This window comes from Streptomyces antnestii, assembly GCF_004005495.1.
Taxonomy (GTDB): Bacteria; Actinomycetota; Actinomycetes; order Streptomycetales; family Streptomycetaceae; genus Streptomyces; species Streptomyces antnestii.
The window spans coordinates 1-23,334 of the sequence record NZ_RZYA01000015.1 but is presented as its reverse complement, the minus strand read 5'-3'; the positions used below and the strand labels follow the sequence as shown (position 1 = coordinate 23,334).

General features: G+C 71.3%; 17 protein-coding genes. 9 read left to right on the top strand and 8 right to left on the bottom strand.

Features of this window, described 5'->3' with window-relative positions:
• Window positions 1-2 precede the first annotated feature (2 nt).
• Window positions 3-506, bottom strand: a complete 504-nt coding sequence (locus EOT10_RS27065; RefSeq protein ID WP_127830959.1) for a roadblock/LC7 domain-containing protein — start codon at window positions 504-506, stop codon at window positions 3-5.
• Window positions 503-3,457, bottom strand: coding sequence for a sensor histidine kinase (locus tag EOT10_RS27060; protein ID WP_431313328.1), 2,955 nt, complete (start codon window positions 3,455-3,457; stop codon window positions 503-505). The genes EOT10_RS27065 and EOT10_RS27060 overlap by 4 nt, the downstream gene beginning before the upstream one ends.
• Window positions 3,458-3,901: 444 nt before the next feature.
• Between EOT10_RS27060 and EOT10_RS27055 the strand changes: the two genes are divergently transcribed.
• Window positions 3,902-4,687, top strand: coding sequence for a protein phosphatase 2C domain-containing protein (locus EOT10_RS27055; RefSeq protein ID WP_127830957.1), 786 nt, complete (start codon window positions 3,902-3,904; stop codon window positions 4,685-4,687).
• A 109-nt stretch (window positions 4,688-4,796) separates the two neighbouring features.
• Here EOT10_RS27055 and EOT10_RS27050 read toward each other — a convergent pair whose 3' ends face one another.
• Window positions 4,797-5,300: a MarR family winged helix-turn-helix transcriptional regulator gene (locus EOT10_RS27050; RefSeq protein WP_127830956.1), complete on the bottom strand. Its 504-nt coding sequence runs from the start codon at window positions 5,298-5,300 to the stop codon at window positions 4,797-4,799.
• Between the two features lie 226 nt (window positions 5,301-5,526).
• Here EOT10_RS27050 and EOT10_RS27045 point away from each other — a divergent pair, with 226 nt between their 5' ends.
• Window positions 5,527-6,363, top strand: coding sequence for a lysozyme (locus tag EOT10_RS27045; protein WP_127830955.1), 837 nt, complete (start codon window positions 5,527-5,529; stop codon window positions 6,361-6,363).
• A 75-nt stretch (window positions 6,364-6,438) separates the two neighbouring features.
• Here EOT10_RS27045 and lon read toward each other — a convergent pair whose 3' ends face one another.
• Together lon and EOT10_RS27035 are read right to left on the bottom strand one after the other, a co-directional pair.
• Window positions 6,439-8,853: an endopeptidase La gene (lon, locus tag EOT10_RS27040; RefSeq protein ID WP_127830954.1), complete on the bottom strand. Its 2,415-nt coding sequence runs from the start codon at window positions 8,851-8,853 to the stop codon at window positions 6,439-6,441.
• 128 nt (window positions 8,854-8,981) lie between these two features.
• Complete coding sequence (locus EOT10_RS27035) at window positions 8,982-9,764, bottom strand: rhomboid-like protein (protein ID WP_127830953.1); 783 nt, start codon at window positions 9,762-9,764, stop codon at window positions 8,982-8,984.
• A 174-nt stretch (window positions 9,765-9,938) separates the two neighbouring features.
• On the opposite strand from EOT10_RS27035, the gene EOT10_RS27030 reads away from it, so the two are divergent.
• The 5 genes from EOT10_RS27030 to EOT10_RS27010 all read left to right on the top strand — a co-directional run bounded on the left by EOT10_RS27030 (window position 9,939) and on the right by EOT10_RS27010 (window position 17,128).
• A complete protein-coding gene (locus EOT10_RS27030) occupies window positions 9,939-10,640 on the top strand; it encodes a spermidine synthase family protein (protein ID WP_127830952.1) in 702 nt (233 codons plus the stop codon).
• Window positions 10,641-10,733: 93 nt separating this feature from the next.
• Window positions 10,734-11,471, top strand: a complete 738-nt coding sequence (locus EOT10_RS27025; protein ID WP_116510033.1) for a response regulator transcription factor — start codon at window positions 10,734-10,736, stop codon at window positions 11,469-11,471.
• Entirely contained in the window at window positions 11,468-12,775 is a 1,308-nt protein-coding gene (locus EOT10_RS27020; RefSeq protein ID WP_223281232.1) for a sensor histidine kinase, read from the top strand. The genes EOT10_RS27025 and EOT10_RS27020 overlap by 4 nt, the downstream gene beginning before the upstream one ends.
• 261 nt (window positions 12,776-13,036) lie before the next feature.
• Complete coding sequence (locus EOT10_RS27015; protein WP_127830951.1) at window positions 13,037-16,855, top strand: multifunctional oxoglutarate decarboxylase/oxoglutarate dehydrogenase thiamine pyrophosphate-binding subunit/dihydrolipoyllysine-residue succinyltransferase subunit; 3,819 nt, start codon at window positions 13,037-13,039, stop codon at window positions 16,853-16,855.
• An 87-nt stretch (window positions 16,856-16,942) separates the two neighbouring features.
• Entirely contained in the window at window positions 16,943-17,128 is a 186-nt protein-coding gene (locus EOT10_RS27010) for a DUF6104 family protein (RefSeq protein WP_007266501.1), read from the top strand.
• A 22-nt stretch (window positions 17,129-17,150) separates the two neighbouring features.
• Here the strand turns inward: EOT10_RS27010 and EOT10_RS27005 are convergent, their stop codons facing one another.
• Window positions 17,151-17,963: a hypothetical protein gene (locus tag EOT10_RS27005; protein ID WP_127830950.1), complete on the bottom strand. Its 813-nt coding sequence runs from the start codon at window positions 17,961-17,963 to the stop codon at window positions 17,151-17,153.
• A 256-nt stretch (window positions 17,964-18,219) separates the two neighbouring features.
• Here EOT10_RS27005 and EOT10_RS27000 point away from each other — a divergent pair, with 256 nt between their 5' ends.
• Window positions 18,220-19,158, top strand: coding sequence for a DUF4097 family beta strand repeat-containing protein (locus EOT10_RS27000; RefSeq protein ID WP_127830949.1), 939 nt, complete (start codon window positions 18,220-18,222; stop codon window positions 19,156-19,158).
• A gap of 1 nt (window position 19,159) precedes the next feature.
• The gene (locus EOT10_RS26995; protein ID WP_127830948.1) at window positions 19,160-20,209 is read left to right on the top strand and encodes a PadR family transcriptional regulator; all 1,050 of its coding nucleotides are present in this window, start codon (window positions 19,160-19,162) and stop codon (window positions 20,207-20,209) included.
• A gap of 54 nt (window positions 20,210-20,263) precedes the next feature.
• On the opposite strand, the gene EOT10_RS26990 is transcribed toward EOT10_RS26995, so the two are convergent.
• Together EOT10_RS26990 and EOT10_RS26985 are read right to left on the bottom strand one after the other, a co-directional pair.
• Window positions 20,264-21,226 (bottom strand): zinc-binding dehydrogenase, encoded by a 963-nt coding sequence (locus EOT10_RS26990; RefSeq protein WP_127830947.1) that lies wholly within the window; start codon window positions 21,224-21,226, stop codon window positions 20,264-20,266.
• A gap of 154 nt (window positions 21,227-21,380) precedes the next feature.
• A complete protein-coding gene (locus tag EOT10_RS26985) occupies window positions 21,381-22,625 on the bottom strand; it encodes an NAD(P)-dependent malic enzyme (protein ID WP_127830946.1) in 1,245 nt (414 codons plus the stop codon).
• Window positions 22,626-23,334 lie beyond the last annotated feature (709 nt).

Below are 23,334 nucleotides of genomic sequence, written 5' to 3'. Positions count from 1 at the left end.
GCTCACTGGGCGCTCTCCATGGACTGGCGCAGTTCACTGCGGAGTTCGGGCGTGAGGACGTGCCCGGCACGGCCGACGAAGAGCGCCATGTGGTAGGCGACGACGCTCATGTCGCAGTCCGGGGTGGCGTGCACGCCGAGCAGTGATCCGTCGCTGATGGCCATGACGAAGAGGCTGCCCTGCTCCATCGCGACCATGGTCTGCTTGACGCTGCCGGCGTCCATCAGCTTGGCGGCGCCGATGGTGAGGCTGCCGACACCGGACACGATCGTGGCCAGGTCGGCGCTGGATCCCTTGGGTCCACCGCTGTGGTCGGCAGGGCGCTCCGCGTTCCTGCCGGGGTCGGAGGAGAGCAGGAGCAGCCCGTCGGAGGAGACGACCGCGACCGAGAGGAGCCCTGGCACCTCCTCCACCAGATTGGTCAGCAGCCAGTGCAGGTTCCGGGCTTCGGTACTGAGTCCGAATCCAGATGTGGACGCACCTGGCGTACGACTGGGCGCAGTCAACTGCTTGCCTCCTCGACTGTGTCCCCCTTGGCTTCTGCGGTCCATTGCGTCCCGCCGGTCTCGGCCTCGACGTCACGGCGGCCTTCCTTGGCCCCCTTGTGGAAGCCGCCGAGCCGGCGGCGCAGGGCCTCCGCGTCGACGGACTTGGTACGGGGCGCGGCGGCCGGCGCGGGGGCCGAGATCTTGGGTGTCCTCTTGGGCAGGCCCTTGTCCGTGACGCGCTCCCGCTCGGGGGTGCGGGCCGCGGGGATGAGGGGCCCGGCCGCGGCCTCGGGGGCGGGGGGCGGGTCGTCCTCGGGCCGGGTGGGCAGGCCCGGGGCGGCGGTGGTCGGCGCCGCTCCGGTGCCGAATCCGGTTCCGGTGCCGAATCCGGTTCCGGTTCCGGTTCCGGTGACGAATCCGGCTCCGGTGCCGAATGTGGTCTCGGTGCCGAATGCGGTTCCGGTGCCGAGGCCGGTGCCGGCCCCCATGTCGTCGGCGGCCCGCTCGTGGGCCGGCTCGTCGTCGACGTGGAAGGCGGGCGGCGCGGGCTCGGGGTCCATGGCCGGGACGGGCGCGAGCAGGGTCATGGTCGTCTCGGCGGGCGACTCGGCCGGCGGCACGAACTCGTCGGCGACCGGCTCCACCGTCGGCACGAACCGTTCGGCGGGCGACTCCGCCGTCGGCGCGAACCCGCCGGCGACCGGCTCCGGTTCGGCCTGGTCGAGCACATCCGCCTCGGCTTCCGCTTCCCGTACGGTCTGCTCGGCCGCCGCGATCAGCGGGTCGGGGGCTGCGTGGAAACGGCCGCTCAGGACGTTCGAGTTGGCCTCGGCCTCGGATCCGGGCAGGTGCACGGCCGGCGCGGCGCCCGCCACCTGGACCCGCGGGGGCGCGGCCGCCGACGGGGCCGCCGCGAGGAGCGACCGGGGCAGCACGATGACGACGGCGACCCCGCCCTGCTTCTGCTCGCGCAGCTGCACCCGCACGCCGTGGCGCGCGGCGAGGCGGGCCACGACGTACAGGCCGAGGCCGAGTCCGTCACCGTCCTCGGGGTCGAACATCTCGTCGGCCCCGAACGCCGAGAGACGGGCGTTGAGCTCCCGCATCCGGTCGTCGGTCATGCCGATGCCCTCGTCCTGGACGGAGAGCATGACCTCGCCGCCCTCCAGGAGCCAGCCGGAGACCTCGACGGAGGCGTCGGGCGGCGAGAACGAGGTGGCGTTCTCCAGGACCTCGGCGACGAGGTGGCTGAGGTCGTCGGCGGCGAAGCCGGCGAGGTGCGCGTGCGGCGGGAGCGCGGAGATACGGACCCGCTCGTAGCGCTCGATCTCGCTGACCGCGGCGCGGACGACGTCGACCAGCGGGACGGCGCCCGGGTGTCCGTGGCCGTGCTCGGCGCCGGCGAGGACGAGCAGGTTCTCGCTGTGCCGGCGCATGACCGTGGCGAAGTGGTCGAGCTTGAAGAGGGTGGCGAGGCGCTCGGGGTCCTGCTCGCGCTCCTCCAGGTTCTCGATGACGGCGAGCTGGCGCTCGACGAGGCCGAGGGTGCGCAGGGCCAGGTTCACGAACGTGCCGTGGATGCTGTGCCGGACGCGGTCCAGGTGGGCGGAGGCCTGGGCGAGTTCGGCGCGCAGGACCTCCCGCTCGTCGGCCATCGTCGCGCGCTGGCCGACCAGGTGCTTGCGGTCGGCCTCGAGCGTGGTGAGGCGCTCGTGGAGGCCGAGCGCGTGCGCGTGCAGGGCGTTGACGGACCGGACGACCTGGGCGAACTCGTCGTTGCGGCCGGTGAACTTGACCGGCTCCTCGCCCGCCGGGTCCCCGGCGAGCCTGGCCGAGCCGAGGCGGAGGACGGCGAGCGGCCTGGTGAGCGAGCGCGCCATGCCCATCGAGACGCCGACGGCGACGAGCAGGAGCACACCGGCGATTGCGATCCGCACTTCGAGGGCGGTGACGTCGTCGTCGCGCAGCAGCGCGAGGTCCTTGGTGCGCCGGTCGTAGAGGGAGGACTCGGCGCCGCGCATCAGGTCGATACGGGCGGACAGGGCGGCGTCGACGCTCTTGCGGCTGTAGCCGAGGTCGGCGGCTGAGAGCGTGGGCGCGTTCGTGAGGGCGGCCAGGTACTGGTCGGCCTTGGTGACGTCGGGCCCGGTGACCGTCGCGTCGTAGGAGGCGACGGAAGCGGCGGGGGCGGCGTCCGCGAAGTCGGCGAGCGCGGCCTGTTCGCGTACGCGGGCCTGCTGGGCGGCGGCGCTGAGGGCGTCGCGCTCCGAACCGTCGCCGGAGGCCTGCGAGGCCACGGTCTGCGGCAGGCCGGTGGCCGGGTCGATGACGGTGGACGTCGCGCGGGGGACGGCGAGCGCGGCGAGCAGGAGCCCGCGGGCGGCGGAGGCCTGGTCGACGGCCCGGTCGAGGTCGGCGAAGGCGTGGGCGCCGGAGCCGGCGCGGGGCGGGGTGCTCTCCGCGAGCTGCTCGGCGGTGCGGTGCAGCGCGGTGATCGCGCTGGAGTACGCCTTGTGCGCTTCGAGGGCGCCGCCCTTGCCGGTGAGCGCGGCCCGGCGGACGGCCGCGATGTCGGCGAGGTCGCGGCGCAGGGCGGGCGGCGCGTCGGCGCGGAGCTCTTCGAGCTGCCGGTCGACGCGGGCGCTGCGGCCTTCGGGGAGGCCCTGCCCCTTGGGCCGGCCGGCGGCGATGAAGACGGTGACGTCGTCGCGCTCGTCGGCCAGGGAGTGGGAGAGCGTCACGGTCTGCTGGGTCCGTGTGGCCAGGTCCACGAGCTCCTGGGAGTCGCTGACCTGCCCGGACGCGGCCATGAGGGCGGGCGCGGAGGCGCCCGCGATCGCCGCGGCGACGACCGCGACGGCGATGATGAGCCGGCTACGCACCCGCGCGGGGCGTCGCCGGGAACCTTCGGGGGCGCCTGCCGGGGCCTGGGCGGTGGGTCCGCCGGGGCCGGCAGGGTTCGCGGACATGCCGGGTCCCGTGGGGACCGGGGTGCGCCCCTCGTCCGCTTCGGAGGCCGCTTGCTTGCCCTTGCGTCGAGGCCGCATCTTCCGCACCGGTGCTCGCATTCCTGACTCGTCTACCCATGGGCACGGGTGACGATCCGTCAACACGCGCGCCCCCTGGTGATGGCTCCAGACCATTCCAGTGCCGGTGAGCAGTGGTCGCGCATCACCTAGCCAGCCACCCGAAGGAGTGAACATCGAGCGGGAGTTGGGGAGCAAGTCCCGGTGGCATGACCACCGTGCCGGAACGGAGTGCCGGTTGGACGTCTCCCACAGGCTTTGGCAAGATGCCCCGCCACGCATCGCCGGAGCTGATCATTCCGGCCCAAATCCGGCGCCTGACCTGCCGATGCGGGCCAACTCGCGTCTCTACGGGCCACTTGTGAAGGCCTCGTGCAGACTGGCCGAATGCGTATCGAAATCGCCACGGACCCCGGATCCGACCGCCCCAACGAGGACTACGCCTCCGCGGCCGTACCCGCCTCCGGGCAAGGTGGATCGCTCGTGGTCCTGGACGGGGTCACGCCACCCCGCGGCGAGAGCGGTTGTCGGCATTCGGTCCCCTGGTTCACGGCCCGGCTCGGCGGCGCATTGGGGGAACTGTCGGTTTCGCGGCGGGATATGACGTTGACTGACATCCTCGCCGAGGCGATCCGGCGTACCGCCGACACCCATCGTCAAACCTGTGACCTTTCTCACCCCCGTACCCCGCAGGCAACCGTGGTCGTGGCGCGGTGGGACGCGGAGCGGGTCGAGTATCTGGTGCTGTCCGACTCGGTGTTGCTCGTCGAGGACGAGGTGGGCGGGGTCACCGCGCTGCGGGACGACCGGCTCGACCGGGTGCCGCGCTCCTCCCTGGTCTCGGACGAGGTGGCCGACGCGACCGTACGGAACAAGGAGGGCGGCTTCTTCACGGCCGCCGCCGACCCCTCGGTCGCCGGCCGCGCGGTCACGGGCGAACTGCCGAGGGCGGGCGCGCGCACGCTCGTGGCACTCACCGACGGGGCCACGCGCTGGGTCGACAAGTTCCACCGGGGCGAATGGCCGGACCTGTTCGCCCTGGTGCGGAAGGAGGGCGCGGAGGCACTGCTGGAACGCGTACGGGCCCTGGAGGACGCGGACGAACAGGACAGGGTCTTCCTGCGCCGCAGCAAAACCCACGACGACGCGACGGCGGTGTACGTGGAGCTTTAGGCGCCGGTCGCGCCCCAAAGGGGCGCGGGGCTGTATCGATATGCGGCTCCGCCGCGTGAGCGCGACCAGCCACGACGCAGCCGCACCCGACGAGCAACCGGCAGAGCCTTTACCCCTCCGCCCCCGCGTTCAACTGATGCAGCAACCGAGCCAGTTCCGCGACCTCCGCGCGATCCCACCCCGCGAGCTGCCGCACATAGGTCGCCCGCCGGGCATCCCGTACGTGCCGGAAATTGGTGCGGCCCTCGTCCGTGAGGTGGATGAGCCAGGCGCGCCCGTCGGCGGGGTCCGGCTCGCGGGCGACGAGCCCGAGCTCCTCCAGGGCGCGCAGCTGCCGGCTCATCGTGGCCTTGCCGACGCCGATGTACGCGGCGAGTTCGGTGGCGCGCTGCTGCCCGCACTCCTCCAGGCGCGCGAGGAGTCCGTAGGCGGCGGGTTCGAGGTCCGGATGGACCGCGCGGGCCATCTCGCCCGAGGACGCGCGGGCCCGCCGGAGGAAGACCGTCAACTCTCGCTCCAGGGAGAGGAATTCCTGGTCCACACCACTCTCCGTCGCGTCGAATTCGGCGCCCGGCCGCCCGCTGTTCCCGTCCTCGTGCACGTCAGCACCCATGCCACGGTTTCCCGTTCCTGAAAGTTTCCGCCATTCGCGGCCATTGCCGCAGCTCGGTCAGTATTTCGCAGGAGTAGACCAACGGCAGCATCCAGGCCCCCTTCCCACCCGGCGGTCTACGTGCGTAGCGTCATGGGTGACATGTCCATACCAGCGACATGTCCGCACATCCGACAGATCCCCCCACCGAGCTCACCGAGCTCAACGAGGCCTTCGGAGGCACGCAATGCCCGTGCACAGATCCGGAACCGTCCGCCGCCCCCGCCTGATAAGGCACTTCCCGGCGGCCGGAGTCATCCTGGCAGCGCTCTCGCTGCTGTTCACCCTGCCCACCGCGGCGCAGGCCGCGGACACTCCCGCCCGAGGCTCCGCCTCGATGGGCATGGGCGTCGCCGAGCACGACGGCCAGGGCGGACTGCCCACCGGCGACCAGGCGACCCAGACCGAGGGCGTCGACACCAGCAGCCACAACGGCAACGTGGCCTGGTCGACCCTGTGGAACAGCGGCGTGAAGTGGGCCTACGTCAAGGCCACCGAGGGCACGTACTACACGAACCCGTACTTCGCGCAGCAGTACAACGGCTCCTACAACGTGGGCATGATCCGCGGCTCGTACCACTTCGCCACCCCGGACACGACGAGCGGCGCCACCCAGGCCAACTACTTCGTGGACCACGGCGGCGGCTGGTCCGCCGACGGCAGGACGCTGCCGGGCGCGCTCGACATCGAGTGGAACCCCTACGGCGCGGCCTGCTACGGCAAGACCGCGGCCGGGATGGTCAGCTGGATCCGCGACTTCGTCAACCAGTACAAGGCCCGTACGGGCCGCGACGCCGTGATCTACACGGCGACCAGCTGGTGGCAGCAGTGCACCGGCAACTCCAGTGCCTTCGGGACCACCAATCCGCTCTGGGTCGCCCGCTACAACACCGACCCGGGCGAGCTCCCGGCCGGCTGGCTCTACTACACGATGTGGCAGTACACGTCGTCCGGCCCGACGGTCGGTGACCACAGCAAGTTCAACGGCGCCTACGACCGCCTCCAGGCGCTGGCCAACGGCTAGCGGCTAGCGCCTAGCCACACAGGGAAGGCCCGGACCCCGCGAGGGATCCGGGCCTTCGTCATCCGGACGCGTCCGTCACGCCGCGACCGGAACCTCCACCGCGGCCGGCGCGAGCGCCAGTTCGAGGACCTGCCGCACATCCGTCACCGGGTGCACGTCCAGCTTCTCCAGGACCTCGGCCGGAACGTCGTCCAGATCCGCCTCGTTGCGCTTCGGGATGACGACCGTCGTGAGGCCGGCCCGGTGCGCCGCGAGCAGCTTCTGCTTGACGCCGCCGATCGGCAGCACACGGCCGGTCAGCGAGACCTCACCGGTCATCGCCACGTCCGTGCGGACCTGACGCCCGCTGAGCAGCGACGCGAGAGCGGTCGTCATGGTGACACCCGCGCTCGGGCCGTCCTTCGGCACCGCGCCCGCCGGGAAGTGGATGTGCACGCCCCGGTCCTTCAGGCCGGTGACGGGCAGCTCCAGTTCGGCGCCGTGCGAGCGCAGGAAGGAGAGGGCGATCTGCGCGGACTCCTTCATCACGTCGCCGAGCTGACCGGTCAGGGTCAGGCCGGCCGCGCCTGTCTCCGGGTCGGCGAGGGACGCCTCCACGTAGAGGACGTCACCGCCCGCGCCGGTGACCGCGAGTCCGGTCGCGACACCCGGCACCGCCGTGCGGCGCTCGGCCGGGTCCTGGGCCGCCTCGGGCACGTGGTGCGGCCGCCCGATGAGCGACCGCAGGTCACCGTCGCCGACCGTGAACGGCAGCTCGCGCTCACCCAGTTCGTGCTGGGCGGCGACCTTCCTCAGCAGGCGTGCCACGGCCCGTTCCAGGTTGCGCACGCCGGCTTCGCGGGTGTACTCCCCCGCCAGCTTGCGCAGGGCGCTCTCGTCGAGAGTGACCTCGTCCTTCTCCAGACCGGCCCGCTCCAGCTGGCGCGGGAGCAGGTGGTCGCGGGCGATGACGACCTTCTCGTCCTCGGTGTACCCGTCGAGCCTGACCAGCTCCATGCGGTCGAGCAGTGCCTCCGGGATGGCCTCCAGGACGTTCGCCGTCGCGAGGAACACGACGTCGCTGAGGTCGAGTTCGACCTCCAGGTAGTGGTCGCGGAACGTGTGGTTCTGCGCCGGGTCGAGGACTTCGAGCAGGGCCGCGGCCGGGTCGCCGCGGTAGTCGGAGCCCACCTTGTCGATCTCGTCGAGCAGGACCACCGGGTTCATGGACCCGGCCTCCTTGATGGCCCGCACGATACGGCCGGGCAGGGCACCCACGTACGTACGCCGGTGTCCGCGGATCTCGGCCTCGTCCCGTACGCCGCCGAGGGCGACGCGGACGAACTTGCGGCCCATCGCGTGCGCCACGGACTCGCCGAGCGAGGTCTTGCCGACGCCGGGCGGGCCGACGAGCGCGAGCACGGCACCGCCCCTGCGTCCGCCGACGACACCGAGCCCGCGCTCGGAGCGGCGCTTGCGCACGGCCAGGTACTCGGTGATGCGCTCCTTCACGTCCTCCAGGCCGGAGTGCTCGGCGTCCAGGACACGCTGGGCGCCCTTGATGTCGTACTCGTCCTCCGTCCGCTCGTTCCATGGCAGTTCGAGGACGGTGTCGAGCCAGGTGCGGATCCAGGAGCCCTCGGGGGACTGGTCGCTGGACCGCTCCAGCTTCTCGACCTCCTTGAGCGCGGCCTCGCGGACCTTCTCCGGGAGGTCGGCTGCCTCGACGCGGGCGCGGTAGTCGTCGGACTCCTCGCCCTCCGCCTCGCCGTTCAGCTCGCGCAGCTCCTTGCGCACGGCCTCCAGCTGGCGGCGGAGCAGGAACTCGCGCTGCTGCTTGTCGACGCCGTCCTGCACGTCCTTGGCGATGCTCTCGGCGACGTCCTGCTCGGCGAGGTGCTCACGCAGCTGCGCGGTCGCCAGCTTCAGCCGGGAGACCGGGTCCGCCGTCTCCAGGAGCTCCACCTTCTGCGGGGTGCTCAGGAAGGGCGAGTAGCCGGAGTTGTCGGCGAGCGCGGAGACGTCGTCGATCTGCTGGACGCGGTCGACGACCTGCCAGGCGCCGCGCTTCTTCAGCCAGTTCGTGGCGAGTGCCTTGTATTCCGTGACCAGCTCGGTGACGGAGCCGGGCAGCGGGTCCGGCACGGTCTCCTCGACCGCGAGGCCCTCGACCCACAGGGCGGCGCCGGGGCCGGTCGTGGCTGCGCCGATCCGTACCCGGCTGCGGCCGCGGATCAGCGCGCCGGGGTCTCCGTCGGCCAGGCGGCCCACCTGCTCGACCGTGCCGAGGACTCCGGTGTTCGCGTACGTGCCGTCGATCCGGGGAACAAGCAGCACCTTCGGCTTGCTGCCGCCCACGGAGCCGCTGGAACGCGCGGCCGCTTGTGCGGCCTCCACCGCGGCTCGTACGTCGGTGTCGTTGAGGTCCAGGGGCACCACCATTCCGGGCAGCACGACCTCGTCGTCGAGCGGCAGCACGGGCAGGGTGAGCGGTGTGGACGTCGAAGCCATGATCTCCCCTTAAGCAGTGAGTAGCAGTCAAGTTGAGCTATGCAGACTCAATGCACGTGAGTCCCCGAATGTTCCCCGTGGCCTGTTCGCTCTCGGCGATCACTTCCCGGGGCGGGGAAATCCGCAGCTCAGAGGGGACTTGCGGGACTTAGGAAGGCGCGGCGCCAGCGGCGTACCAGCGGCCAGGTGGCGACGCCGACGGTCAGGGCCATGAGGTGGCCGCAGCTCGTCATCGGGTCCGTGAAGGCGGCCAGGTCGTCGAGCAGCATTCCGCCGAAGACGAGGAGCACGGACCAGCGCAGCCAGGGCGTGAGCAGCCCCGTGAGCGCGCCCACGCTCGCGGCCACGCCGAAGCTGATGCCGTAGTCGAGGCGGTGCAGCGAACTCTCGGGCAGGTACCCCACCACCACGGAGAGCCCGACGGGCACCTCGGTGGCGAGCGTCGCGACGACGTGACCGAGCAGGAAGACACCGGCGGTGCGCCAGGAGCCGATACGGCGCTCCAGGGCCGTGAGCACGACGAGGAAACCGGTCGCGAACGGCGAGGTGACCCCGCCGGCGATCCACAGCGCGCTGGCGACCAGGACGAACACGGGCGTGTGCGCGAGATGCGCGGCATCCGTACTGGACTCCCGCAGCGCGGAGGCGACGAGGTCGGGGTCGGCCAGCAGCGTGAACAGGGACGTGCCGACGAGCAGGGCGGCGTAGACGAAGGTGAACGGCGTCCCCGTGGGCGTCGGGAGCAGGCGCCAGGGGCGGACACGGCGGCGCGGGGCGCGTACGGAACCCGGCGGGGCGAGCGCGGGCGCCTGGGGCGGGACCGTGTCGAGCAGAGGCCGCGGGACGACGTCCGGCGGCGCCCCCGGAGAAAAGTCCGCCTCATCGGCCTCGGCCGTCACGCCACGCTCCACCTGCGGCACCCTTCCCTTCCGAGCCCTTGCGGCCCGCCCCACCCTTCGCCCACGGCACTTCTCTGTCTATGACCGACACCACGCCGGGCGAGATCCACAGCACTCTCACAACAACCCTGCAACCCCCTCACCGAGGCAGTGAGGTGCCCGCGGGGTTACGGCAGGATGGACGCCATGTCCACCTCGTACCCCACCCCGTACGACACCGACCACACCGCTCCGGTCACCCTCGACCGGCGCGAAGGGCCCTCCGGAGAGGTCGTACTGCGGCGCCACGGAGCGCTGCTCCAGATCATCGCCAACGGATGTTTCCTGATGGATACGTCCGACGGCCGCTCCGAGCGGCTGCTCGTCGACGCGGCGCTCGACGCACTCGACGGCCGCCCTGAGCCCCGTGTCCTCATCGGCGGACTCGGCGTCGGATTCTCCCTCGCACACGCGGCCGCGAATCCGCGCTGGGGCCGGATCACCGTCGTCGAGCGCGAACCCGCGATCATCGGCTGGCATCGCGAGGGGCCGCTGGCCGAGCTGTCACGGTCCGCGCTCGCGGACCCACGCACGGAGATTGTGGAGGCGGACCTCGTCTCGTACGTCCGGGAATCGGCCGATACGTTCGACGCGCTCTGCCTCGACATCGACAACGGACCGGACTGGACGGTGACGGAGGGTAACGGCAGCCTCTACTCACCGGTAGGTCTCGCCGCCTGTCACGCGCGGCTCACGCCCGGTGGCGTACTCGCCGTGTGGTCGGCACGGCCGTCCGCAAATTTCGAAGGAACCTTGCGGAATGCCGGATTCCAGTCGGTCCGCACCGAAGAGATCCCGGTTGTCCGGGGCGTACCGGACGTCGTGCATCTCGCGGTCAGGGCTGCGTAGCCGACTCGCGGTAACTCCCCGTACGCTGACTGCCGAAACCCAGATCATTCAAGCGTCAAGCGCACACGGATGTGCGCATTCAGGGGCGGGGCGATGGAGCAGACACACACCTCCCACAACGGCAGCACGGCGACGCCGGGTGCCCAGCGACGGGTCCTGGTGGTCGAGGACGACCCCACGATCGTCGACGCCATCGCCGCACGGCTGCGGGCCGAGGGATTCCTCGTGCAAACAGCTCAGGACGGTCCGGCGGCGGTCGACACGGCCGAGGCATGGCAACCGGATCTGCTGATCCTCGACATCATGCTGCCCGGCTTCGACGGGCTCGAGGTCTGCCGCCGCGTGCAGGCGCAGCGGCCGGTGCCGGTGATGATGCTCACGGCGCGCGACGACGAGACGGACATGCTCGTCGGGCTCGGCGTGGGTGCCGACGACTACATGACGAAACCCTTCTCGATGCGGGAGCTCGCGGCCCGCGTGCACGTCCTGCTGCGCAGGGTGGAGCGCGCGGCCCTCGCGGCGGCCACGCCCCGGAGCGGGATCCTGCGGCTCGGCGAGCTGGAGATCGACCACGCGCAGCGCCGCGTGCGGGTGCGCTCCGAGGACGTGCATCTGACACCGACCGAGTTCGACCTCCTGGTCTGCCTGGCCAACACGCCCCGCGCCGTCCTCTCGCGCGAGCAGCTGCTCGCCGAGGTGTGGGACTGGGCGGACGCGTCGGGCACCCGGACCGTGGACAGCCACATCAAGGCGCTGCGCCGGAAGATCGGAGCCGAGCGCATCCGCACCGTCCACGGTGTGGGCTACGCGCTGGAGACGCCGACGCCATGACCGGCAGCGGCGACGCGAACGGTGACGTGACGCGGCGGCCCGGCGCCGAGGTGCGGGACGCCGGGATCCCTGACACCCCGGGCGGCACGTCCGGGGCGATCCCGGTACAGCCCGGCCCTGCGGAACCCGCGCTCCCGCAGGAGCAGGAGCAGGAGCAGGTCGAGCTGGCTCCGGCCGGCAGCGCGCCTTGTCGTGACCGAGGAGCCGGCCCGCCCCTCGCGGCCCACTGGGCGCAGGGCGGCCTGCGGCCGTTCTCCATCAAGACCAAGCTCGGCACGCTCGTCGTCGTCTCGGTGTTCATCACCACCGGACTGCTCATGGTCGCCGTCCGCACCCAGACCGAGCTCCGCTTCATCACGGTCTTCTCTGTGATCGCCACACTCCTCATCACCCAGTTCGTGGCGCACTCGCTGACCGCCCCGCTCGACGAGATGAACACGGTCGCCCGCTCCATCGCGCACGGCGACTACACCCGCCGGGTCCGCGGCGCCGACCGGCGCGACGAGCTCGGCGACCTGGCCGCGACGATCAATCGCATGGCCGACGACCTGGAGGCCCAGGACCAGCAGCGCAAGGAGCTCGTGGCGAACGTCTCCCACGAGCTGCGCACCCCGATCGCGGGCCTGCGCGCCGTCCTGGAGAACGTCGTGGACGGCGTCTCGGCGGCCGACCCCGAGACCATGCGCACCGCCCTGAAACAGACCGAGCGCCTGGGCAGGCTCGTCGAGACCCTGCTCGACCTCTCCCGGCTCGACAACGGCGTGGTCCCGCTCAAGGCCCGCCGCTTCGAGGTGTGGCCCTATCTGTCGGGCGTACTGAAGGAGGCCAACATGGTCGCCTCGCAGCGCGCCGGCATCGCCTCGGGCTCGGGCACCCACACGCGTAACGATGTGCATCTGCACCTCGACGTGTCCCCGCCGGAGCTGACCGCGCACGCGGACCCCGAGCGGATCCACCAGGTCGTGGCCAACCTCATCGACAACGCCGTCAAGCACAGCCCGCCGCACGGCCGGGTCACCGTGCTCGCCCGGCGCGGGCTCTACCCCGAGTCCCTCGACCTGGAAGTCCTCGACGAGGGTCCCGGCATCCCGAAGTCGGAGTGGCACCGCGTCTTCGAGCGCTTCAACCGCGGCGGCCACGTCAAGGGCGCGCACGGCCCCGGCAGCGACGGCGGCACCGGTCTCGGCCTCGCCATCGCGCGCTGGGCCGTGGACCTGCACGGCGGCCGGATCGGTGTGGCCGAATCCGCTCGGGGCTGCCGGATCCAGGTCACTCTTCCGGGCCTGCCCCGAGCACAAAGTTGACGTAGGGTTCGAAGCGGAAGCACAAGATCGCCGTGCCATTCGTCACAGGGTGCGGGCCCACGGGCCGCACTCGTACAAGGGCGCACCCAAGGTGAACCGGAACCCCGCTTGTTTCCCGCCATTTCCAGCGTCGAAACACGGTCTCCGATGTGACTTACGCGACGGATGGCCCGCCCGGTCTGCAAGTCCCGGTGTTGGAGGCGTAGCCTTTATTCCCGCTGTCCATCACCTTGTGAGAAGCGGAAGAGGGCGGTTACCGCCGTGTCGCCACAGTCCCCCAGTAACTCGAGCACCTCGACCGACCAAGAGGGGCAGGGCAAGAGTCCTGCCGCCGCTTTCGGTCCCAATGAGTGGCTCGTCGACGAGATCTATCAGCAGTACCTCCAGGACCCGAACTCGGTAGACCGAGCCTGGTGGGACTTCTTCGCCGACTACAAGCCGGGCGCCCCGGCCCAGCCGACGACCGGAGCCCCCGCACAGGGTTCCGGCCCCGGCACCGCCGCGCCCGCCGCCCCGGCGCCCGCCGCCGCGCCGGCTCCCGCCGCTCCGGCGCCGGCCCCGGCACCGGTCCAGGCCCAGGCGGCCCCCGCCGCCCCGGTCGCTCCGGTCGCCCCGGCCACCAAGCCCGCCACCTCGGCCCCCGCCAAGCCGGCCGCCGCCGCGGTGACGGCCCCGGCGCCCGCCAAGGCGCAGCCCGCGACCGAGGCCCCCGCCGGCCCCGAGTACGTGACGCTGCGCGGCCCGAGCGCCGCGGTCGCGAAGAACATGAACGCCTCCATCGAGGTCCCCACGGCGACGTCCGTGCGCGCGGTCCCGGTGAAGCTGCTCTTCGACAACCGCATCGTCATCAACAACCACCTGAAGCGTGCCCGGGGCGGGAAGATCTCCTTCACCCACCTCATCGGCTACGCGATGGTGCAGGCCATCAAGGCCATGCCGTCGATGAACTACTCCTTCGCCCAGAAGGACGGCAAGCCGACCCTGGTCAAGCCGGAGCACGTGAACTTCGGCCTCGCCATCGACCTGGTGAAGCCCAACGGCGACCGCCAGCTCGTCGTCGCCGGCATCAAGAAGGCCGAGACGCTGAACTTCTTCGAGTTCTGGCAGGCCTACGAGGACATCGTCCGCCGCGCCCGCGACGGCAAGCTCGGCATGGACGACTTCACCGGTGTCACCGTCTCGCTGACCAACCCCGGCGGCCTCGGCACCGTCCACTCCGTGCCGCGCCTGATGCCCGGACAGTCGGTCATCATGGGCGTCGGCTCGATGGACTACCCGGCGGAGTTCCAGGGCACGTCCCAGGACACCCTGAACAAGCTCGGCATCTCGAAGGTCATGACGCTCACGTCGACCTACGACCACCGGGTCATCCAGGGCGCCGCCTCCGGCGAGTTCCTGCGCGTCGTCGCGAACCTCCTCCTCGGCGAGAACGAGTTCTACGACGAGATCTTCAAGGCGCTGCGCATCCCCTACGAGCCGGTCCGCTGGTTCAAGGACATCGACGCCTCGCACGACGACGACGTCACGAAGGCCGCCCGCGTCTTCGAGCTGATCCACTCCTACCGGGTCCGCGGCCACGTCATGGCCGACACCGACCCGCTGGAGTACAAGCAGCGCAAGCACCCCGACCTCGACATCACCGAGCACGGGCTCACGCTGTGGGACCTCGAGCGCGAGTTCGCGGTCGGCGGCTTCGCCGGCAAGTCGATGATGAAGCTGCGCGACATCCTCGGCGTCCTGCGCGAGTCGTACTGCCGCACCACTGGCATCGAGTACATGCACATCCAGGACCCGAAGCAGCGCAAGTGGCTGCAGGACCGGGTCGAGCGCGCTCACAACAAGCCGGAGCGCGAGGAGCAGCTGCGCATCCTGCGCCGGCTGAACGCCGCCGAGGCGTTCGAGACGTTCCTGCAGACGAAGTACGTCGGCCAGAAGCGCTTCTCCCTGGAGGGCGGCGAGTCCGTCATCCCGCTGCTCGACGCGGTCATCGACTCCGCCGCCGAGTCGCGTCTGGACGAGGTCGTCATCGGCATGGCCCACCGCGGCCGCCTGAACGTGCTCGCGAACATCGTCGGCAAGTCGTACGCGCAGATCTTCCGCGAGTTCGAGGGCAACCTCGACCCGAAGTCGATGCACGGCTCCGGCGACGTGAAGTACCACCTGGGCGCCGAGGGCACCTTCACCGGTCTCGACGGCGAGCAGATCAAGGTCTCGCTGGCCGCGAACCCGTCCCACCTGGAGACGGTCGACCCGGTCATCGAGGGCATCACCCGCGCCAAGCAGGACATCATCAACAAGGGCGGCACGGACTTCACGGTCCTGCCGGTCGCCCTGCACGGTGACGCGGCCTTCGCGGGCCAGGGTGTGGTCGCCGAGACGCTCAACATGTCGCAGCTGCGCGGCTACCGCACGGGCGGCACGGTCCACATCGTCATCAACAACCAGGTCGGCTTCACCGCCGCCCCGGAGTCGTCGCGCTCCTCCATGTACGCCACGGACGTGGCCCGCATGATCGAGGCGCCGATCTTCCACGTGAACGGCGACGACCCCGAGGCCGTCGTCCGCGTTGCCCGTCTGGCCTTCGAGTTCCGCCAGGCGTTCAACAAGGACGTCGTCATCGACCTGATCTGCTACCGCCGCCGCGGTCACAACGAGTCGGACAACCCGGCGTTCACGCAGCCGCTGATGTACGACCTGATCGACAAGAAGCGCTCGGTGCGCAAGCTGTACACCGAGTCCCTCATCGGTCGCGGCGACATCACGCTGGAAGAGGCCGAGCAGGCGCTGCAGGACTTCCAGGGCCAGCTGGAGAAGGTGTTCGCCGAGGTCCGCGAGGCCACGGCGCAGCCCGCCCCGGCTCCCGTGGGCGACCCGCAGGCCGACTTCCCGGTCGCCGTGACCACCGCGATCTCCCAGGAGACCGTGAAGCGGATCGCCGAGTCGCAGGTCAACATCCCCGACCGCGTCACCGTCCACCCGCGTCTGATGCCGCAGCTGCAGCGCCGCGCGGCGATGATCGAGGACGGCACGATCGACTGGGGCATGGGCGAGACGCTCGCCATCGGCTCCCTGCTCCTGGAGGGCACCCCGGTGCGCCTCTCGGGCCAGGACTCGCGCCGTGGCACGTTCGGCCAGCGCCACGCGGTGCTGATCGACCGGGAGACCGGCGAGGACTTCACCCCGCTGCTCTACCTCTCGGACGACCAGGCGCGTTACAACGTCTACGACTCCCTCCTGTCCGAGTACGCGGTCATGGGCTTCGAGTACGGCTACTCGCTGGCCCGTCCGGAGTCGCTCGTGATGTGGGAGGCGCAGTTCGGCGACTTCGTCAACGGCGCGCAGACGGTGGTGGACGAGTACATCTCGGCCGCCGAGCAGAAGTGGGGCCAGACCTCCGGCGTCACGCTGCTCCTGCCGCACGGTTACGAGGGCCAGGGCCCGGACCACTCGTCCGCCCGCCCGGAGCGCTTCCTCCAGCTGTGCGCGCAGAACAACATGACGGTCGCCATGCCGACGCTCCCGTCGAACTACTTCCACCTCCTGCGGTGGCAGGTGCACAACCCGCACCACAAGCCGCTGGTGGTCTTCACGCCGAAGTCGATGCTGCGCCTCAAGGCCGCCGCGTCGAAGGCGGAGGAGTTCACGACGGGCGGCTTCCGCCCGGTCATCGGGGACGCCTCGGTGGACCCGGCCGCGGTCCGCAAGGTCGTGTTCTGCGCGGGCAAGGTCTACTACGACCTCGACGCCGAGCGTCAGAAGCGCGGTGTGACGGACACGGCGATCATCCGTATCGAGCGCCTGTACCCGCTGCCGGGTGCCGAGCTCCAGGCGGAGATCTCCAAGTACCCGAACGCGGAGAAGTACCTGTGGGCGCAGGAGGAGCCGGCGAACCAGGGCGCGTGGCCCTTCATCGCCCTCAACCTGATCGACCACCTGGACCTGGCCATCGGCCCCGACATCCCGCACGGTGAGCGCCTGCGCCGCATCTCGCGGCCGAAGGGCTCGTCCCCGGCGGTCGGCTCCGCGAAGCGCCACCAGGCCGAGCAGGAGCAGCTGGTGCGTGAGGTCTTCGAGGCCTGAGCAGCCTGACCTCGTACGTACGATTGTGGGGCCCGGAACTCTGTTCCGGGCCCCACGCCCGTATCACCCACCAGGAGCGACTGGCCCATGTACTTCACCGACCGCGGCATCGAGGAACTGGAGAAGCGGCGGGGCGAGGAGGAGGTCACCTTCGAGTGGCTCGCCGAGCAGCTGCGCACGTTCGTCGACCTCAACCCTGACTTCGAGGTGCCGGTCGAGCGGCTGGCCACGTGGCTGGCCCGGCTCGACGACGAGGACGAGGACGACGAGTAGGTCCCACCCAAGGCAGCAGGCCTCAGTCCCAGGCGCGCAGCCGGTCGTACGCGAGGCCGAGCGCGCCCTGGACGACGAGGAGCGCGCCCGCGACCGCCCAGCCGGTGCCGCGCCGGCGCAGGCCCCACACGGTGAGCGGGACACCTGCGGCGAGCTGGGCCAGCGCCACGCGGCGCGCCCTGGGGCCGCGCAGCCAGGGGCCGGCGGGGCCGCTCTCCACGACGTCGAGTTCCGCGCGGACCGCGTCCCGCCAGCCCGACCACTCGATGTGCCGCGCGCCGGGCTGCACACGCGCGGACTCGCGCAGCCGGTCGGCGCTCTCGCCGGGGGTCAGACCCGCCGGGAGCGAGAGGCCCGCGCGCGTGAGGACCGCGAGCAGGCCGAGCAGGCGGGCACGCGCGTCGGCCTCGCTGTCGGGGCGTGTGAGGGTTTCCAGGGACTCCATGTCGAGGACCGGGTCGAGGCCGAGGCGCGCGGCGAACGTGCGCATCGCCTCGTCCTCGCCCGCGGGTGTGCCGTTCGCCAGCCACACATAGCCGACGGGCCGGCGGAAGCCCGAGGCGAGGGTGTAGCCGGAGTGTTCGGCGTCCCACCACAGGGCGAGGACCGGCCACGGTGAGCTGACGGCGAGGGCGGCGGCCCAGCCGGCGAGGACGGTGTCGACCGGTTCGCCGCCATGCAGCCAGGGCTTGCCCTCGGGGACCAGGGCGCTCCATTCGGGTCCCGCCTGGGTCAGCAGCATGCTCTCGCGCAGGAGCTGGGCCGCGGGGGCGACGGTGGCGGGGTCGGCGCGGCAGAGCAGCAGCGCTCCGGCGGTGGTGGCGTCGGACGACATGGACCCACGCTAGGTCAGTTTGTGGCGTTTGGCCCGGAGATGGTCGGCCGCGCCCGCGCAGGAACGCGACCCGGGCGACCCGGGCGACCCGGGCGACCCGGGCGACCCGGATCGACGGAATCGAGTCGCGACCCTGGAATCAAGTCGCGACTGTCTTGACTTTCCGTATCCGCGATATATCGTGAATGCAGGAGAACGCGATACGTCGCAGTGGTCGCGTCCCCCTCTCGATCCGCCTTGCCGAGGAGGTCGCACCATGCCCGAGTGGTCCGTGGCAGAGCCGCAGAAGCTCGCCTTCGACGAGCCAGTGACGACACTCCACGTCCGTGTGGTCAACGGAACGGTGAACGTCGTGGGCACCGACGAAGGTTCCGCCCGCCTGGAGGTGTCCGAGATCGACGGCCCGCCGCTCCAGGTGAGTCTGAGCGAGGGCGTGCTGACCGTCGCTTACGACGACCTGCCCTGGAAGGGCTTCCTGAAGTGGCTCGACCGCAAGAAGTGGCTCGACCGCAGAGGCTGGCACCGCAGCGCCGTCGTGTCCCTGGCGGTCCCGGCGGGCACGGGCGTCGAGGTCGGCGTCGTCGGCGCGGGCGCGGTCGTCTCCGGCATGGAGGGGCGCACGGAGGTCAAGGGCGTCACCGGGGACACCACGCTGGTCGGCGTCGCGGGAGACGTGCGCACGGACACCGTCTCGGGGAACGTCGAGGCCCAGGCGGTCACGGGCGACCTGCGCTTCAACTCCGTGTCCGGGGACCTGACCGTCGTCGAGGGCGCGGGCCCCTCGGTGCGGGCGGACTCGGTGAGCGGCTCGATGATCGTGGACCTCGACCCGGCCGACCGGGCGACGGACGTGCACCTGACGAGCGTCTCGGGCGAGATCGCGATCCGCCTCCCCCACCCCGCGGACGCCGAGGTCGAGGCGAACACGGCGAGCGGCACGGTGTCGAACGCGTTCGAGGACCTGCGGGTCAGCGGCCAGTGGGGCGCCAAGAGCATCACCGGCCGGCTCGGCACGGGCCGCGGCAAGCTCAAGGCGACCACGGTCTCCGGCTCGATCGCGCTCCTGCGCAGGCCACCGGCGGAGGACGACACCCACGGCCCGGCCACCGCGGACACCGCGGACACCCCCATGGACTCCCCGGCCTCTCCCACGGACTCCCCCTCCGGCGGGCCCGCCGAAAAGAAGGTGCTCTGACATGCCCCCCGTCTTCGCCCACGGCCGCCTGCGCCTGTACCTCCTCAAGCTCCTCGACGAGGCCCCTCGCCATGGCTACGAGGTGATCCGTCTCCTGGAGGAGCGCTTCCAGGGCCTGTACGCGCCCTCGGCCGGCACGGTGTACCCGCGCCTGGCGAAGCTGGAGGCCGAGGGGCTCGTCACGCACACCACACAGGGCGGCCGGAAGGTCTACTCGATCACCGACGCGGGCCGCGCCGAGCTGGCCGGCCGCAGCGGCGAGCTGGCCGATCTGGAGCTGGAGATCCGCGAGTCCGTGGCGGAGCTCGCCGCGGAGATCCGGGACGACGTGCGGGGCGCGGCGGGCGATCTGCGGCGCGAGATGCGGGCGGCCGCCTCCGAGGCGAGGAGCGGGCCGGGCGGGGCGGGGCGCAAGGGCGAGTGGCAGAGCCCGTTCGGCGACCTCCAGGACCTCCAGGGCTTCGGCGACAAGGAGGCGTGGCGCGCGGCCAAGGAGGAGCTGCGCCGTGCCCGGCAGGAGTGGAAGGAGCAGGCGCGGCGCGCGAAGGACGAGAGCCGCCGGGCCCGCGAGGAGGCCCAGCGGGCGCGCCGGCAGGCCAAGGAGGCGCAGGAACAGGCCCGGGAGCAGGCGCAGGAGCAGGTCCAGCGGCTGGCGAAGCGGGTGCAGGACCAGGTGCAGGACCACTTCGCGAAGGGTGACTGGCCCACGGGCGTCCGGGAGGGCCTTTCCGAACTGGCCAAGGAGTTCGGCGACTTCGGCACGTATCTCGGCAAGGAGTCGGGCGGCGCGGCCCCTTCGGACAGCGCCGGGCCCGAGATGCGCGTCACGCACGGCGACATTCCGGCCGAGTACGTGCCGTCGTGGAGCCAGGAGGACCCGACCGGCGACCCGGCCCGCGACCTGGACCGCCTCCTCGACCGGTTCCGCGACGACATCCGTGACGCGGCCCGGGACCACGGGGTGACGGAGGATCAACTCCGCGAGGCCCGGCGCCACTTGTCGGAGGCGGCGGCGCGCATCGGGGCGTCCCTGCGGGTGTCCGAGGGGTGACCGAGGGGTGACCCGAGGCGGTGCCGCCACCACCGCCACCGCTACGTCAGACCGTCAGACCGTCAGCACGATCTTGCCGAACTGGCCCCCGGCCTCCATCCGCTCGAAGCCCTCGCGGGCCCGGTCCAGGGGAAGCGTCTCGTCGATCACGGGACGCACCCCGGTGGCCGCGCAGAACGCGAGCAGGTCCTCCAGCTCGTCCTTCGAGCCCATGGTCGAGCCGACGATCTTCAGCTCCAGGAAGAAGACGCGGGTCAGCTCGGCGTGCGAGGGGCGGTCGCCGCTCGTGGCGCCGGAGATGACGACCGTGCCGCCGGGCCGGAGCGACTTGATGGAGTGCGACCAGGTGGCCGCGCCCACCGTCTCGATGACGGCGTCCACCTTCTGCGGAAGGCGCGCCCCCGTCTCCACGGCCTCGACGGCGCCGAGCTCCAGGGCCCGCTTGCGCTTGGCCTCGTCGCGGCTGGTCGCGAAGACGCGCAGCCCGGCCGCCTTGCCGAGGACGATCGCGGCGGTGGCGACCCCGCCGCCGGCGCCCTGCACGAGCACGGAGTCACCCGGCCGCACACCGGCGTTGGTGAACAGCATCCGGTACGCCGTCAGCCACGCGGTCGGCAGACAGGCGGCCTCCTCGAAGCTGAGCTCCTTCGGCTTGGGCAGCACGTTCCACTCAGGCACGGTCACCTGCTCGGCGAAGGTGCCCTGGTACTTCTCGGTGAGGATGGAGCGGCCCTCCCGGGGGCCGACTCCGTAACCGGTCTGGCCGATGACGGAGTGCAGGACGACCTCGTTGCCGTCCTGGTCGATCCCGGCGGCGTCGCAGCCGAGGATCATCGGGAGCTTGTCCTCACCGAGTCCGACTCCGCGCAGGGACCACAGGTCGTGGTGGTTGAGGGAGGCGGCCTTGACGTTCACGGTGGTCCAGCCGGGGCGGGCCTCGGGGGCGGGGCGCTCCCCCAACTCCAGGCCGTTCAGCGGCTGGTCACGGTCGATTCGGGCGGCGTAGGCAGCGAACATGACCATGACCATAGGTGCGGGCGGTGCCCGCGCGGAACACCGTACGGCTGTGACACGCGACGCGCCCCGCCGGCCGTGACAACGCGCCGCGCCCCGTGCCCCACGGAGTCGGTCCGTGGCGCACGGGGCGCGGTCGGGTGCCCTGCGGGCGCGGTCAGCGTCGGGCGACGCCCTCGGCGCGCGCGGCGGCCGCGACGGCGGCGGTCACCGCGGGAGCGACCCGCTCGTCGAACGGCGAGGGGATGACGAGGTCGGCGGCCAGGTCGTCCCCGACCACGGCGGCGAGCGCGTCCGCAGCCGCGATCTTCATGCCCTCGGTGATCCGCGACGCCCGCACCTGGAGCGCACCGGCGAAGATGCCGGGGAAGGCGAGGACGTTGTTGATCTGGTTCGGGAAGTCCGAGCGCCCGGTCGCGACGACCGCCGCGTACTTGTGGGCGACGTCCGGGTGAACCTCGGGGTTCGGGTTGGCCATCGCGAAGACGAAGGCGCCGGGCGCCATCGAGGCGACCGCGGGCTCCGGGACCGTACCGCCGGAGACGCCGATGAAGACGTCCGCGCCGGCCAGGGCCGCTTCGAGGGAGCCGGAGATGCCGGCCTTGTTCGTGATCTCGGCCAGCTCGCGCTTGACGTCCGTGAGGTCGTCGCGGTCCCGGCTGACGATGCCCTTGCGGTCCGCGACCGCCACGTCGCCGAGGCCCGCCTCGAGGAGGAACTTGGCGATGGCGACACCGGCCGCGCCGGCGCCCGAGATCACGCCGCGCAGCTCGCCGAGCGTGCGCCCGCTGAGCTTGGCGGCGTTCTTCAGCGCGGCCAGCGTGACCACGGCGGTGCCGTGCTGGTCGTCGTGGAAGACCGGGATGTCGAGGCGCTCCTGGAGCCGGCGCTCGATCTCGAAGCAGCGCGGAGCCGAGATGTCCTCGAGGTTCACGCCGCCGAAGGACGGGGCGAGCCGGACGACGGTCTCGATGATCTCGTCCGTGTCCGTCGTCGCGAGCGCGAGCGGCACCGCGTCGACGCCGCCGAACTGCTTGAACAGGATCGCTTTGCCCTCCATCACCGGGAGGGACGCCTCGGGGCCGATGTCCCCGAGGCCGAGCACCGCGGTGCCGTCGGTGACGACGGCCACGACGGACGACTTCCACGTGTAGTCGTGGACGAGCTCCGGGTTCTCCGCGATCGCGGAGCACACCTTCGCGACGCCGGGCGTGTACGCCAGGGACAGGTCGTCCTTGTCGCGCACCGGCACCGTGGCCTGCACGGCCATCTTGCCGCCGCGGTGCAGCGCGAAGGCCGGATCGAAGGGCTCTTCGGTGCTTTCGTTGCCGGTATGCGCCGGGCCTGCACTGGCCTGGTCCGAACCGGCGTCGCTGCGAGGATTGACGATCTCCGCTGCCACTTGTATTACCCCTTAAGTCTTAAATCATCAGTTGAGGGTGGGTCCGTTCCTGGTTGAGGAACGGGCGGGCACCGCATATGACCCACATGTCGGGTGTCTTGCACTCGTACGGGTCAGTACGCGAGGGACGCGCCGCACGCGCGCCCGGAGCCCCGGATGAGGGGTGTAAAGAACCTTCTTACCTGAAAGATGCCGCTCCGGACGAGTCCATCTGTGATCGATCACAGCGCGGTGACGTGACTCATAGCCGAGGACCCGGATATTAGGGACAGGACCTCAAGCGAACCTCAAGCCGGATCGGGCGGCGCTCACATCGTGAGACGCACAGGGCGAGACCGCAGATTTTCCGGCCGGACGGCATCGCCGCCGCAGATGCTCGCCCCCAGAACAGAGCGATGTACCGGCCTGCCGGGGGCCGCGGGTCACCCGTTATCCGATTTTGACATTGCAGGGGCCCTGAATGGCCCGGTCCGAATGGCAAGATGCCGTAATCACACGAGGTCGCGACACCCGAAGGTGTGTGCACGATCTCAGTATCGGCATCTCCCTCACCCTGCCGGAGGAACCAGAAATGACCGCAAGCACCACCCGTCGTTCGACCGCTGCGAAGTCCGCGAAGTCCCGGATCGCCGTGGTCGGCGCGATCGCGGTCGCCGGCACTCTGCTGCTGTCCGGCTGCGGTGACCAGACCAAGGACAAGGGCGCGCCC